Consider the following 14,306-nt stretch of genomic DNA (forward strand, 5'->3'; position numbering starts at 1 on the left):
ATACTACGGGATTCCCTTATCCGCGATCAGCCTAAAAAAAAGCCTCTTGCGGCCCGAAACCGGGATCGCAAGAGGCTATGCTTTTTTCTTAGAAGGAGTACGTCATTTTCGCGGTGTAGCGCGGACCGGAGACGAACCATGCGCGGCCCTTGGTGCCGATATGCTGGTCCATCAGCTGGCGGTACACCGAGTTGGTCAGGTTGGTCGCCTCCAGGCCGATCTGCATGCGGTCGTTGATCTTGTAGAAGATCGACGCGTCCAGCTGACCGTAGTCGTCCGCCCAGGTCGGCAGGCCCCACACGATGTTGCGCTGGCCGAAGGTCGGGCTGGCCGGATTGGTGTCGGTGCCGTCGCTGCCGTTGGTGCCGTTGGCGTTGACCGACTGCAGGCTCTTCGAGCGCCAGCTGTAGGCCAGGCGGCTCGAGACCGGTCCCTTGTCGTACATCAGCGCGACATTGAACGAGCGGCGCGACAGGCCTTGCAGCGGCAGGTTGCCGAAGGTCTGGCCGTTGGTGTCGCAACCGTTCATGTTCAGGTTCAGGTTGGCGGCGCCGCCGGTGCTGGAGCAGTAGGCCGAGAACACCGGGTTGTACAGCTTCTGCTTGCTGTCCACGAAGGTGAAGTTGGCCTGCATGCCCAGGCCGGAGAGCAGGCCTGGCAACTGGTCGAAGGTCTGCTGGTAGGCCAGTTCGAAGCCGCGCGCCGAACCCTTGGCGCCGTTCACCGGGCCGGTCACGACGAAGTCCTGCATCTTGCCGGTCACGTCGGGCAACTGGTAGTTGTAGACCTGGTTGACGATGATGTCCTTCAGTTCCTTGTCGAACACCGCCAGCGTCAACGAACCCACCGGCGCGAAGTACCACTCGGCCGTCACGTCGAACTGGTTGGCCTTGATCGGGGTCAGCTTGGGGTTGCCGCTCGCGGTGCCGCTGCGATTCACGCTGTTGACCACCATCGTGCCGGCGGCGGTGTTGGTGGTGGTGCTGGCGCTCTGCGTCATGCTGGTGTAGGCCTGCAACTGCGAGAAGTCCGGGCGCGACAGGGCCGAGGCGAAGGCGAAGCGGAACTGCAGCTTCTCGCTGGCTTTCAGGCGCAGGTTCAGGCTGGGCAGCACATTGTCGTAGGAGTTGTCGAAGTCCTGCTTGGCGGAGAAAGCCGGGATGTTCGGGATGGCGACGCCGGTCACGGACACGCCAGGCGGGATCACCGGCGCGTTGTTCGTGAACACGGTGTAGCCACGCGCCGTCATGTCCGTTTTCACGTAACGCACGCCGACATTGCCGTCGATCGGGTATTTCAGGTCGTCGAAGCCGAAGCGCAGCTGCGTGTACACCGCCTTGGTCTTCTCGGACTGGTCGTTGATGCCGGCCGGATCGGTGCCGAAGGTCGCGGCCTTCCACGGATCGCACGAGCCCCAGCCCTGCTTGACCCTTTGCTCCTCGCACAGGATGTCGTGGTACTTGTGCAGCGCCTCGTAGCTGGCCGGGTAGCCGGTGGCCAGCGACACGTTGGGGAACACCAACGACGGCACGGCGACCTTGCCGTTGAAGAAGTTGTCGAAGCTGTGCAGGCTGGTGTTGCCGCTGAAGCGCGGGTCGCCCAGGTAGGCCAGCTGGCTGATGTTCCAGCCCAGCTGCCACGGCTGCGAGATCGGCGACCAGTTGTAGCTCGGGTTGCTGTTCTCGTTCACCGAGGTGCGCTCGGTCAGGCGCACGCCGAAACGCACGTCGCGCAGCACCGGATGGTCGAAGTCATACTTGGCGTCGCCCTTCCAGGCCTTCGAGTCGGCCTTGCTCCGATCCTGGTGCTCCATGGTGAAGGCCCAGTAGTAATTCTTCGGATCGGCCAGGTAGGCGCGGTCGGCGGCGTCGAACGACAGCACCGGCACGTCGCCGCGCAGGTCCAGCGTCTCCTTCGGCATCTGCACGCCGGTGGCCACGGTCGAATCGAAGCTGTTGGTCTTGGCCTTGATGCTCTGCAGGTCGGAGGTCAGGGTCCACGCGGGGGACGGCTTCCACTGCACGTTCCAGGAGATGTCGGTGGTGTCCGACTTGCGGTTCGCGGTGCGCACGTCGTCGCCGAAGTTGATGCCGCCGTCCGCCGGCGCCGTCAGGGTGCCGGTCAGCAGCGCGCCGTTGGCGTCGTAGGTGGCGTCCGGGCTGACGCGGATGTTGTAGGGGTTGGACTGGGCGAAGATGGCCTGTTCGTCCCACTGCATCTGGTAGCGCGACTTGAAGTAGGTGACCGAGCTGCGCAGATCGTTGTTCAGTTTCCACTGCAGCGCGCCGTAGGCGCCTTCGCGCTCGCGGTCGAATTCCAGCGTGCGCCACTGCGCGCCCTTCGGCACCCAGACGGTCTTGCCGTTTTCGGTGCGTGGATAGTAGGGTTCGACCTGGAAGGCGTCGGTGCGGACCGCGCTCTCCGAGTGGGCCAGGTCGACCAGCGCGCCGAATTCGCCCAGGTCGGTCTTCCAGCGGTTCGAGATCAGGCCGGAGATCGACGGCGAGGTCTTGCCGCCCTTCAGCTTGGAATAGGTGGTGTCCACCGAGATGGCGGCCTTGAAGCCCTTGTAGTCGAAGGGCATGGCGGTGCGCAGGTTGACCAGGCCGCTGACGGCGCCCTCGGTCTGCTCGGCGGACGGGTTTTTATAGACGTCCACGCCGGCCATCAGCTCGGGCGGCACGTCCTCGAAGTTCAGCGAGCGGCCGCCGTTGGCCGAGAAGGAATCACGGCCGTTCAGTTCCGAGCGCACATAGGTCAGGCCGCGGATGGTGACGCCGGAGCCTTCCACCGAGTAGTGCTCCGGATCGCCCTTGGACATGGTGCGGTCGATCGCCACGCCCACCACGCGCTGCAGCACTTCCGTCACGGAGCGGTCCGGCAGCTTGCCGATGTCGGCGGCGACGATGGAATCGACGATCTCGTCGGAGTTTTGCTTGAGCTTCTGGGCCGAGTTCAGCGCGGCGCGCTGGCCGGTGACGACCACGACGGCCGCCTCGTTCGCCGGCTCGGCCGGCGCGGTCTGGGCGATGGCGATGTTGCCCGACAGCAGTGCGGCGACGCCGACGGCGATCGCGGTTTTCTTAAACGCTCTCATTTAGTATGTCTCCTGATTTTATACTTTTAGCCACATTTTCATGAAAACGATTTCACTTATCAAGAAATCGATTTCATTTGTTTTGAAACCGTTTTCATAGTACTCATATTGAGGCCGCGGTGTCAAATCAAAATCCGCTCCGCAGTCGCTTTTGTTGCGTAAGCGAACAGTTCCAAACAGTTCCACATAGAAAAACGCATCGCGGGCGCGCTGTCAAATCCCATCCGCGGTCGCCGTCACTTTTGTTGCGCGGACGACGCAAGATCGGCGTCCAGCCGTATCGACGCGCCGGGCTTGAGGCGCAGGTCGGCCACCTTGCCGCCGTAGCGCACCTTGCCGCCGCCCTTGCCCGCCACCGAACGGATGGTGGCGGCCGTCAGCCGTCCCCCCTTCCAGGCCAGATCGACCTCGAAACCGCCGCGGGCCCGCAATCCCCGCACCGAGCCGTCCGGCCAGGACGAGGGCAGCGCCGGAAGCAGGTGCAGCTCCCCCGTCTGCGACTGCAGCAGCATCTCGCAAATGGCGGCGGTGGCGCCGAAATTGCCGTCGATCTGGAACGGCGGGTGGGCGTCGAACATGTTCGGGTAGGTGCCGCCCGCGTTGTTGCCCTCCGAGCCGGGGCCGGCCTGCTGCGCGGCGCGCGCGCCGGGCTTGGCCAGCAGGCCGCGCAGCATCTTGTGGGCCCGGTCGCCGTCCAGCAGGCGGGCCCAGAACGCGGTCTTCCACGCCATCGACCAGCCGGTGCCGGCGTCGCCGCGCGCCTCCAGCGACTTGCGCGCCGCGGCCGCCAGCGCGGGCGTGGTGGTGGGCGAGATCTGCCGCCCCGGGAACACGCCGAACAGGTGGGAGACGTGGCGGTGCGTGTCGCCGGGGGTGTCCAGCACCGGGTCCTTCTTCTCGTCCAGCCATTCCAGCAGCTGGCCCCAGCTGCCGACGCGCGGCGCGGCCAGCCGGTCGCGCAGACGGGCGATCTGGTCGCGGAACGCGCGGTCGCCGCCCAGCGCGTCGGCCGCCTCCACGGTGTTGTTGAACAGGTCCCAGATGATCTGCTGGTCGTAGCTGACGCCGTCCTCGACGGGGCCGTGCTCGGGCGACCAGCCGTTGGGCGCCACCAGGCGGCCGTCGGGCAGGGTCTTGAGGTGGTCCTGCCAGAACTGGCAAACCTCCTTCATCATCGGGTAGGCCACGGTGCGCAGGAACTCGCGGTCCTGGGTGTAGGCGTAGTGTTCCCAGAAATGCTGGGCGTACCAGGCGTTGCCGGTCTTGTTCCAGACGAAGCCCGAGGCGCCGAAGGGATTCGACTCGGTGCGCACGGCCCAGCCGCGCACCGGCTTTCCGGCGGCGGTGAGGAAGGTTTCCTCCTTGGGGTCCTTGTTGAAGGGGGCGCGCGCCGCCGTCTCCGCCAGGTGGCGCCGGTACACCGGCGTCACGCCGCGCACGAAATCGAAGAACGGCGTCGCCAGCTCGCTCAGATTGGCCGGCTCGGCCGGCCAGTAATTCATCTGGATGTTGATGTTGGTGTGATAGTCCGAGTTCCACGGCGGCGCGTAGCTGTTGTTCCACAGCCCTTGCAGGTTGGCGGGCAGCGAACCGCGCGAGCTGGAGATCAGCAGGTAGCGGCCGAACTGGAAGTACTGCGCCTCCAGTTCGGGGTCGCCGCCCTGCAGCGTGTAGGCCTCGATGCGCTGGTCGGTGGTGAGTGCGCGGCGCGCCTCGGGCGCCGCGCCGAAGTCCACCGCCACCCGGCCGAACAGCGCGCGGAAATCCTTCTCGTGCTCGGCCAGCAGTTCGCCCCACGGCCGCGCGGCGGCGGCGTCCACCTGCGCCGACACGCGCGGCAGCGGGTGCTCGCCCTGGAACTTCCTGGCCGGATCGATCACGTAGCTGGTGCCCGCGCCGATGATCAGCGTGATGGCGTCGCAATCGGCGAAGCGGATGGTGTTGCCGTCGACGGTCAAGGTGCCGCCCTCGTTCACCACCTGCACCTGGCTGGCGTAGCTCATCATGTTGGCGGACAGCGGCGAGGTCGCCGGCGTCCACGGGTTGCCGCGGTGCTTGGGCATCACGTAGCCGGCCAGCGATCCGGTCGCGTGGATGCGCTGGCCATGGGCGCTGATGTGGGCGTCGTGCATGTCGGCCAGCGAGATGGCGCCGGTGTACTGGCCCGGCTTGTCCGCCGTGAGGCGCACGGCGATCACCTGGGCCGGATGACTGGCGATGGCCTGGCGCTGGAAGCGCACGCCGTTGAGCGTGTAGGCGACGCCGTGCACGCCGCGGCCGATATCGAGTTGCCGGGCGTAGTTGCCGACGGCGGCCCCGTGTCCGGGCAGGTCGATGAAGACGTCGCCGAAGGGCTGATACGAGCCCATGGTCTTGTCGTCGCCCGTCCACAGCGTGATGTCGTTGAACTGGATGCGCTCGCGCGCCAGTTGACCGAAGATCATCGCCCCTATCCGCCCGTTGCCGATGGGGAGCGCCTGCTGCTCCCATCCCTGTGGCGTGTCGGGCGCGGCCGCCGCGTAGCGCAGCGTGAGCTCGGGCGCGGCGGCGTGGACCGCCGCCGGCGCGAAGGCCATCGTCGCGGCGAACAGGGTGGCCACCACCATGGCCGCCATCGTGGGACGCAACTGGCCGGGGCGCGGCGGCTGCTTCATATGTGCGTTCCTCATCTTATGGCTTCAGCAGCTTCTGCAACTCCGGCTCCATCGCCTTGGCCCACAGCTCGTATCCCTTTTCGTTCGGATGCAGCAAGTCCGGCATGATGTCCTTGGACAGCACCCCGTCGGCGCCGACAAAAGCCGCGTTGAGATTGACGAAGTGGACTTTGCGCTGGTCCGCGAAGCTCGGCAGGATGGCGTTCACGCGCTCGTTGTTGCGGCGGGCCGGCCCATCCGCCGTCGCGTCGCGCGGGAAAATGGCCAGCAGCAGGATCTTGGTGTTGGGCAGGCGCCGCTGGAGCTCGTCGATATTGCGCTTGATGCCGGCCGCGATCAAGGCCGGATCCTCGTAGCGGTGGCCGGTGTTGTTGGTGCCGAACATGAGCACCGCCACCTTCGGATCCAGGCCGTCCACCTCGCCGTGCAGCAGGCGCCACAGCACGTTCTCGGTGCGGTCGCCGCCGAAGCCCAGGTTCAGCGCGTTGTATTTCTGATAGTGGCGGCTCCAGACGGGGGCGCCCTCCTTTTCCCAGCCCTGCGTGATGGAGTCGCCGATGAAGACGACCTCGCTGTTCTTGCCCGCCGCCTTGAGGGCGCGGGCCTCCTCCAGCTTCTTCTCGTGGCGCGGCCGCCACCAGTCGAGGGACCAGGATTCGTTGAGCATGTCCGGCGTCACCGACACGGTCTTGTAGTCCGGGCAGCTGGCGTTGGGGGTGCCGCTGGCCTGGAAGCCGACATTGGCCACCGACACCTCGCCGGCGCCGCCGGCCTGCAGCGCGAAAGGCTGGGTGACGGCGCTGAAGTCGTCGCCCTCATGCACGAAACAGCTCATGGAAAGCACCACGCGGCGCCAGCCCTGCCCCTCCATCGCGCGCGCCGGCAGCATATAAGGCACCTGGCGTTCGCAGTCCTTGCCGCAGCCGACCTTGATCGCCAGGCCGCCCTTGGACAGGTCCTTCACGTTCAGGTCGAACGCCAGCACGCCGGACGGGATATACGGCCGCAGGTCCTGCGGCGCGCCTTCGAACCGCATGGACGCGTACCAGGCGTTGCTCCATTGCAGGGTGAGCGCGTCGTCCGCGCCGTCCTTGCCGGACACCCGCACGGCGACGTTGTTGTCTTGCGCGTTGGCGCCCGGGGGTTTGGGCGCCGCGGCCGACGCGCCGTTCAACACCTGCTGGCGCTCGGAATTGGCCGCCGCCACGTGCAGCGCGGGATGCGGGCGGGCCGAGAAAATGGCCAGCTCCCCGGCGGCGGGGGCCTGCGTGCCCGGTACCGAACACGCCGAAAGGGCGGCCAGGGCCGCGAATAGGGGCAAGCTACGCATTGTCTCTTTAATCATTGTTTATTTATGAAATCGTTTTCAAGTGGTGATGGGATTTAACCCCGTTTCCATTGCGAAGTCAATCACAGCAAAAAGCCGCCTGGCCCTGGGGGCGAGGCGGCAACCCCCTTCGGTGGGGGGCATCGTAGCGCTAGCTGAACGGAGCGGCCAATAACTTATTCGCCGGTATACATACCGTTTTCGATATCGCCTAAAAGCGCGTGCCTGCGCCATCCGGCAGCGTGCGCTGGAAGCCCACGCCCCGTCCTATTCCGGTTGCGGCGAACCTATCTCGAAGTTGGCCATGATCTCCAGCGCGCGCACCAGCGCCGAATGGTCCCAGGCCTTGCCGCCGTGGGCCGCGCAGGTGTTGAACAGCTCCTGCGCCGTCGCGGTGTTGGGCAGGCTGACGCCGACCTGGCGCGCGCTGCCCAGGGCCAGGTTCAAGTCCTTCTGGTGCAGCTCGATGCGGAAGCCGGGATCGAAGGTGCGCTTGATCATGCGCTCGCCGTGCACCTCCAGGATGCGCGACGCGGCGAAGCCGCCCATCAGCGCCTGGCGCACCTTGGCCGGATCGGCCCCCATGCGCGAGGCCAGCAGCAGCGCCTCGCCCACCGCCTCGATGTTGAGCGCCACGATGATCTGGTTGGCCACCTTGGTGGTCTGGCCGTCGCCGTTGCCGCCCACCAGCGTGATGTTCTTGCCCATCAGTTCGAACAGCGGCTTGACGGCGTTGAAGGTTTCCTCCGGGCCGCCGACCATGATGGTCAGCGTGGCCGCCTTGGCGCCCACCTCGCCGCCGGACACCGGCGCGTCCAGGTAGGCGCAGCCCAGTTCATTGACGCGGGCGGCGAACTTCTTGGTCTCGATCGGCGAAATGGAGCTCATGTCGACCACGATCTTGCCGGCCGACAGGCCTTGCGCCACGCCGCCCTCGTCGAACAGCACTTCCGCCACCTGCGGCGTGTCCGGCACCATGATGATGATCACGTCCGCCTTCTCGGCGACCTCCCTCGCGGTGGCGCAGCCGACCGCGCCCTGCTCCGCCAGCTGGGCCGGCAGCGCCTTGCGCTCCAGCACGAACAGCTCGTGGCCCCCCTTGAGAAGGTTGGCCGCCATGGGGGCGCCCATGATGCCGACGCCGATGAATCCGATTTTGCTCATTTGTTTCTCCTTGATAGATACCGCGATACCGTGTTCACGCCGCGGCCTTGAATCGCGCCGCCAGCGCCTCCGCGCCGCGCGCCAGCAGGCCGATGTCGCTGCCCACCGCCGTGTAGGTGGCGCCGGCCTCGATGTAGCGGCGCGCCAGCGCCTCGTCGCCCATCAGCACCCCGGCCGCGCGGCCGGTGGCGACGATGCGGCGGATCGCGTCCTCGATCGCGGCCACCACCTCGGGGTGCTTCAGGTCCCCCAGGTGGCCCATGGACGCGGCCAGGTCGCCCGGGCCGATGAAGACGCCGTCGACGCCGTCGACCGCCGCGATCTCCTCGATGTTGGACAGCGCCAGCGGCGTTTCGACCTGCAGCAGCACGCACAACTCGTCCTGGCAGGTGACGGCATAGTCCTTCACGCGGCCGTAGTCCGAGGCGCGCGCCGCCGCCGAGTAGCCGCGCACGCCCAGCGGCGGATAGCGGGTGGCGGCCACCGCGCGGCGCGCCTCCTCCGCGTCCTGCACGAAGGGAATCAGCAGGGTTTGCGCGCCGACGTCCAGGTAGCGCTTGATGACGACCGTGTCGTTCCAGGGCGGACGCACGATGGGATGGGTGGGCCCCTGCGCGATCGCCTGCAGCTGGGCGTGCACCATGGGCAGCTCGTTGGGCGAATGCTCGGTGTCGAGCAGCAGCCAGTCGAAGCCCGCGTTGGCCAATACCTCGACCGTGATGTTGCTCGACAGCCCGGACCACAGGCCGACCTGCAACTTGCCGCTTTTGATCGCCCGCTTGAAATGATTGATTCTTAATGCGCTCATGCTCCAGCTCCTATGAAGGTTGGTTTGCCAGCTTGAAAAATAATCATGTTGTCAGTCGTCATACAACTTAAATCGAGTATAGATGGCTCTTTTAAAAAATGCAACACAGAAAAAGATCGAAAAAAATTCGAAAAATTCCTCAAGGGCATTTAATGCCCGGCGCGGCGCGGTCGTCTTGTACATTTGACGGCGCAAACAACAAGGGTTGCGCCAAAACGAACCCGCCAATCAGGAGCTTTCCATGCTGAGCCTTCACACCAACAACGCAGCGCTGTCCGCCCAAAACTCGATCTCCCGGACCCAGAGCAACCTGTCCACGTCGATGACCCGGCTGAGCACTGGTTACCGTGTCAACTCCGCCATGGACGACGCGGCCGGCCTGCAGATCGCCACCCGCCTGAAGGCGCAGACCAGCGGCATGAGCATGGCCATGCGCAACACACAGAATTCGATTTCCATGATCCAGACCGCCGACGGCGCGCTGGACGAGACCACCGCCATCCTGGTGCGCATGAAGGACCTGGCGACCCAGGCCGCCGACGGCTCGGCCACCGACACCGACCGCACCGCGATGCAGTCCGAGTACGACGCTCTGACGGACGAGCTGACCAACATCGTCAGCAACACCTCCTTCGGCGGCACCACGCTGCTGAGCGGCAAGGCCGACAGCAAGTTCTTCACCGCCATCACCTTCCAGATCGGCTCGGCCGAAACGGAAACCATGGACGTCGACCTGTCGACCATGCTGGGCACCATGCACACCGACCTGCTGGCCACCAACGGCGGCCACACCTTCTCGGAAACCGGCGTGGTCGGCGCCGGCACCGGCACCGGCATCGCCGTGGCGACCGACGCCAACAACTCGATCTCGCTGCTGGACACCGCGATCGACTCCGTCTCCACCGTGCGCTCGGCGCTGGGCGCGGCGGCCAACCGCCTGGACCACGTGTACAACAACTTGTCCAACATGGTCACCAACACCAAGAACGCCTCCGGCCGCATCATGGACGTCGACTTCGCGTCGGAAAGCGCATCGATGATGTCGAGCCAGATGCTGCTGCAAGCCGGCACCGCGATGCTCAAGCAAAGCAACAGCCAGTCCTCGCTGGTGCTGTCCCTGCTGCAATAACCGCCCGCGCGCCGCGCGGCGCAAAAAAAGGGGTCGCAAAAAAGGGGTCAGGTTCGGTATTAAAAATACCGAACCTGACCCCTTTTTTGCGACCCCTTTACTTTTTACCCCAGGGTTAATTTCCCGCCGCTGTCGCGAGCGCCACGCGCGCGGCGGCCAGGTCCCAGGCGGCGCACCCCACCGTCTTGAAGAGTATGGGCGACCCGTCTCTTGGCGGCCGGGCCAGCGCCAGCGCGAAGGCCCGCACCGAACTCCAGTCGACGCCGGCCTGTATCAGGTCGCCCGCCTCGTGCGAGGCGCCCGCCGGATCGTCGACGTAGACGCGGCTGGCGCGCACGGTGTCCGGGGCGATTTCCGCCGCGTCCGGCTTGAAGGCGCCGACCGCCACCAGCAGGCGCCCGGCCCGCGCCGCCTCCGCGTAGACCGGCGTCTTGCTTGTCGTGCAGGTGACGACGACGTCGGTGTCGTCCGCGACCGGGGTGGCCGCCAAAGGGCGCGCGGCCCTCAACGCCGGGCAAGCGCCGCGATACTGCGCGCAAAAGGCTTCGGCCTGGGCGAGGTCGCGCCCGGCCACGTCGACCCGCGCGCCGGGATACAGCGCGCCCAGCGCCTGCGCGTGGTGGCCCGCCTGCGCGCCGGTGCCGATCAGCAGCACCCTGCGCGGGGCGCGGCCGAGCAAGGTCGCGACGCCCAGCATGGACAGGGCCGCGGTGCGGCGCCCCGTCACGGTGGCGCCGTCCAGCGTCAGCGCGACGCCGCCGGTGACCGCGTCCACCACGCTGACCTGGCCCAGGATCGTGGGCTGGCCGCGCGCGGCGTTGGCCGGCACCACCGAGATCAGCTTGTGCACGGCGATGTCCGGCGCGGTGGCCACCATCGACAGCAGCGCGGCCCCGTCCCGCATGGGGACCACCTGCCGCTCCGGGCAGGCGATCACGCCGTCCGCCACCTGCGCCACCGCCAGCCGCAGCGCCTCCACCAGCGCGGGATAGGGCAGCAGCGCGGCCGTGCCGCGCGCGTCCAGTTTGGCGTCCATGCCGGGCTCCCCGCGGGTCACTTGGAGGGAGGCAACTCGGCGGCGCGCGGCGCCGCGGCGGCCAGGTTCGGGCTCACATCGGCCTGCGCGTCGCCAACCGCCCAGGCCAGGCCGCCGAACAGCAGCTTCTGGAACAGGGGATTGGTCCAGACGTCCTCCCGGTGTCCCATGGCGGTGTAGAACACCCTGCCCCGCCCGTGGCGGCGCGCCCAGGTCGACGGGTAGGACGGCCGCACATAGCTCAGGTTGCCGCCGGTGGCGTCGCGGTCGCCCATGTGGGCGGTGTCCTGCACCAGCAGCACGTGCATGTCCGGCGCGAACTCCTTCAGCGAGTACCATTCCTCGGTCAGGTCGAAGCTGTCGCCGAGGCCGGCGAGGCCGGGAAAGGCCCGGTCGGCCACGCGCATGCGCCCGCTTTGCTGCGAGCCGTGCATGATGAACTCGCCGCCCAGCATGCGGATGTACGGATCGGCCAGCGGCCCGTGGTCGCGGTAGCCGGGCGCGGCGGCGGCGGCGGCCGGCGCGGCCGTGTGGAAGGTGTCGCTGGCCGAGTGCGCGCCGACGAAGCCCTTGCCGCCCTCGATCGCCGCCAGCAGCGCGGCCTTGCCGGCCGCCGTCATGGGTGGCTGGCCGTCGGTGCCGGCCTGCGTCAGGTCGCCCGTGGTGTAGAACAGGAAGGCGTCGAACTGGGCCAGGTACTCCGGCGTGAACTTGCCGCCGTCCTTGGAGAAGGTGAAGGCGATGCCGTGCCTGGGACCGAGCTCGGCCAGCACGCGGGCCGCGAAGCTGGGTTGGCCGTCGACCTCCTTGACCACGCTGTGCTCGAAGCCCGAGGACTTGCTGAAGAACAGCACCTTCTTGGGCGGGGTGCCGGCCTGCGCCGCCCCCAGCATCAATGACAAGGCACTCGACAGGACGGCGCGGCGGCCGGGAATGGCGAACATCGGAACTCCTTCTGGTTGCGTACGGTGGCGTCTGGGCGCAGGGATTATCCATCAGAAACGAACGGGGGACAACCGCGGTGCCGTGCGCCGTGCCGCCCGGAACGCGCTTACGATAAGGGCCACGTGGCCGGGCGGGCGTTGCCCGGCCCTTGAGAAGCGGGAGTGCGATGCGTAACCATGCGGCCAATGAACATTTGGTGCAGTTTTATGAAGATGACAATTTCCTGATCGAGCGCCTCGCGGACTATGTGGGCGCGGCCCTGGAAGGCGGCAACCACGGCATCGTCATCGCCACCCGCGCGCATCTGGACCTGCTGGACGTCCGCTTGCGCCAGCGCTGGCCGGGCGGCGGCGGCGGCATGGCCGCGCCGCCGCGCGCCTACACCGCGCTGGAGGCGGATCGCATGCTGCCGCTGTTCATGGCGGACGGCCTGCCGGACCGCCAGCGCTTCCACGAGGCGATCGGCAAGGTGATCGCGGCCGCGGCGCAGCGGCATCCCGGCCACGTCTACATCTTCGGCGAGATGGTGGCGATACTGTGCGGCGCGGTGGAATGCCAGCTGCGCTCGCCCGGCGGGCACCAGGCGGCGGTCCAGGTCGAACGCTATTTCAACGAGTTGCTGGAGCACCATTCCTTCACGCTGCTGTGCGCCTATCCGCTGAGCGCCTTTCCCCGCGAGCAGGACCGCGCCATGTTCCAGGAGGTGTGCGCGCTGCACGGCGAGGTGCTCCCGGCGGAGAGCTACGACCCGCAAGGCAGCGCCGACCAGCTGCGGCGCACCGTGGCGTCGCTGCAGCAGCAGGCCTACGCGCTGGCGTGCGAGGTGCACGACCGCCGGCAGGTCGAGCGCGCGCTGCGCGAGGTCAATTTCGACCCGCTGACCGGCCTGCCCAACCGCAGCGTCTTCCTCGACCGCCTGGAGATGGAGATCCGCAAGGCGCACCGCACCCGCACCACGGTGGCGCTGCTGTTCATCGACCTCGACCACTTCAAGGAAATCAACGACACGCTGGGCCACGTGATCGGCGACCGCCTGCTCAAACAGGTGGGCGAACGCCTGGTGGCCCAGGTGCGCGAGTGCGATTCGGTGAGCCGGCTGGGCGGCGACGAGTTCACCGTCACGCTGAGCGACCTGGGCAACCTGAACACCGTGACGGACGTGGCGCAGGAGATCCTGGCCGAACTGTCGCGCCCCTTCGAGCTGGACGGCGAGGTGGCCTATATTTCCGGCAGCGTCGGCATCACGCTGTATCCGCAGGACGCCGCCACCACGGGCGAGCTGGTGCGCAACGCGGACCAGGCCATGTACCAGTCCAAGAAACTGGGCCGCAACCGCGTGTGCTATTTCACGCCCGGCCTGCAGGTGGCCGCGCAAACGCGCATGACCCTGGGCAACGACCTGCGCCGCGCGCTCGACACCGACCAGTTGCGGGTGCACTACCAGCCGGTGGTCGACATGGCCGACCGGCGCATCGTCAAGGCCGAGGCGCTGCTGCGCTGGCAGCACCCCGAGCGCGGCGCCATCAGCCCGAACGAGTTCATCCCCATCGCCGAGCACAACGGCATGATCGTGGCGCTGGGCGACTGGGTGTTCCACATGGCGCTGGCGCAGGCCGTGCTGTGGCGCGCGCAGCGGCCGCGGTTCAATATCAGCGTCAACGTCTCGCCGGCCCAGCTCTACCGCGGCAACGACGAGCAGTGCAGCCTGTGGATCGAACGCTACGCCGCCGCCGGCCGGGCCGGCCACCCGGTGATGCTGGAGATCACCGAAGGCATGATGCTGACGGCGGACGAGGGGGTGATGGTGCGGCTGAACGCCCTGCACCAGGCCGGCATCCAGATCGCGCTGGACGATTTCGGCACCGGCTACTCGTCGCTCTCCTACCTGCGCAAGTTCGACCTGGACTTCATCAAGATCGACCAGTCCTTCGTGTGCGACCTCGAGCACGACGCGGCCCACATGGCGCTGTGCGACGCCATCATCGTCATGGCGCACAAGCTGGACTTGAAGGTGATCGCGGAGGGCATCGAGACGCCCGCGCAGTATGAATTGCTGCGCCGCGCGGGCTGCGATTACGGCCAGGGCTTCCTGTTCGGCCGGGCCATGCCCGCCGAGCGCTTCGGCAAACTGCTGGCCGGCGCCTAG

General features: G+C 67.1%; 9 protein-coding genes. 2 read left to right on the plus strand and 7 right to left on the minus strand.

Going from position 1 to position 14,306, the window contains the following annotated elements; all coding sequences use genetic code 11:
- Positions 1 to 88: 88 nt before the first annotated feature.
- From BM436_RS06520 to BM436_RS06540, 5 genes are all read right to left on the minus strand, one after another.
- Complete coding sequence (locus BM436_RS06520; protein WP_093554681.1) at positions 89 to 3,097, minus strand: TonB-dependent receptor; 3,009 nt, start codon at positions 3,095 to 3,097, stop codon at positions 89 to 91.
- Between the two features lie 236 nt (positions 3,098 to 3,333).
- The gene (locus tag BM436_RS06525) at positions 3,334 to 5,751 is read right to left on the minus strand and encodes a glycoside hydrolase family 95 protein (protein ID WP_229489433.1); all 2,418 of its coding nucleotides are present in this window, start codon (positions 5,749 to 5,751) and stop codon (positions 3,334 to 3,336) included.
- A gap of 16 nt (positions 5,752 to 5,767) precedes the next feature.
- Positions 5,768 to 7,081 carry a GDSL-type esterase/lipase family protein gene (locus BM436_RS06530; protein ID WP_093554682.1) on the minus strand — a complete coding sequence of 438 codons (1,314 nt, stop codon included), beginning with the start codon at positions 7,079 to 7,081 and terminating at the stop codon, positions 5,768 to 5,770.
- Between the two features lie 264 nt (positions 7,082 to 7,345).
- Entirely contained in the window at positions 7,346 to 8,269 is a 924-nt protein-coding gene (gene glxR, locus BM436_RS06535; protein ID WP_259741426.1) for a 2-hydroxy-3-oxopropionate reductase, read from the minus strand.
- Positions 8,270 to 8,276: 7 nt separating this feature from the next.
- Positions 8,277 to 9,050 (minus strand): aldolase/citrate lyase family protein, encoded by a 774-nt coding sequence (locus tag BM436_RS06540; protein WP_093554684.1) that lies wholly within the window; start codon positions 9,048 to 9,050, stop codon positions 8,277 to 8,279.
- A gap of 241 nt (positions 9,051 to 9,291) precedes the next feature.
- Here BM436_RS06540 and BM436_RS06545 point away from each other — a divergent pair, with 241 nt between their 5' ends.
- Positions 9,292 to 10,179, plus strand: coding sequence for a flagellin N-terminal helical domain-containing protein (locus BM436_RS06545; protein WP_093554685.1), 888 nt, complete (start codon positions 9,292 to 9,294; stop codon positions 10,177 to 10,179).
- A gap of 115 nt (positions 10,180 to 10,294) precedes the next feature.
- Here the strand turns inward: BM436_RS06545 and lhpI are convergent, their stop codons facing one another.
- Both lhpI and BM436_RS06555 read right to left on the minus strand, forming a co-directional pair.
- Entirely contained in the window at positions 10,295 to 11,215 is a 921-nt protein-coding gene (lhpI, locus tag BM436_RS06550; RefSeq protein WP_093554686.1) for a bifunctional Delta(1)-pyrroline-2-carboxylate/Delta(1)-piperideine-2-carboxylate reductase, read from the minus strand.
- A 17-nt stretch (positions 11,216 to 11,232) separates the two neighbouring features.
- Positions 11,233 to 12,159, minus strand: coding sequence for a ThuA domain-containing protein (locus BM436_RS06555; RefSeq protein WP_093554687.1), 927 nt, complete (start codon positions 12,157 to 12,159; stop codon positions 11,233 to 11,235).
- 197 nt (positions 12,160 to 12,356) lie between these two features.
- Here BM436_RS06555 and BM436_RS06560 point away from each other — a divergent pair, with 197 nt between their 5' ends.
- Entirely contained in the window at positions 12,357 to 14,306 is a 1,950-nt protein-coding gene (locus BM436_RS06560; protein WP_177307003.1) for a putative bifunctional diguanylate cyclase/phosphodiesterase, read from the plus strand.

Source organism: Pseudoduganella namucuonensis, assembly GCF_900116645.1.
Taxonomy (GTDB): Bacteria; Pseudomonadota; Gammaproteobacteria; order Burkholderiales; family Burkholderiaceae_D; genus Rugamonas; species Rugamonas namucuonensis.

Coding starts and splice junctions, on each gene's coding strand:
- BM436_RS06555 (WP_093554687.1), bottom strand. CDS start 12,159: ATGTTCGCCATTCCCGGCCGCCGCGCCGTCCTGTCGAGTGCCTTGTCA.
- BM436_RS06530 (WP_093554682.1), bottom strand. CDS start 7,081: ATGCGTAGCTTGCCCCTATTCGCGGCCCTGGCCGCCCTTTCGGCGTGT.
- lhpI (WP_093554686.1), bottom strand. CDS start 11,215: ATGGACGCCAAACTGGACGCGCGCGGCACGGCCGCGCTGCTGCCCTAT.
- BM436_RS06525 (WP_229489433.1), bottom strand. CDS start 5,751: ATGAAGCAGCCGCCGCGCCCCGGCCAGTTGCGTCCCACGATGGCGGCC.
- BM436_RS06520 (WP_093554681.1), bottom strand. CDS start 3,097: ATGAGAGCGTTTAAGAAAACCGCGATCGCCGTCGGCGTCGCCGCACTG.
- BM436_RS06540 (WP_093554684.1), bottom strand. CDS start 9,050: ATGAGCGCATTAAGAATCAATCATTTCAAGCGGGCGATCAAAAGCGGC.
- BM436_RS06545 (WP_093554685.1), top strand. CDS start 9,292: ATGCTGAGCCTTCACACCAACAACGCAGCGCTGTCCGCCCAAAACTCG.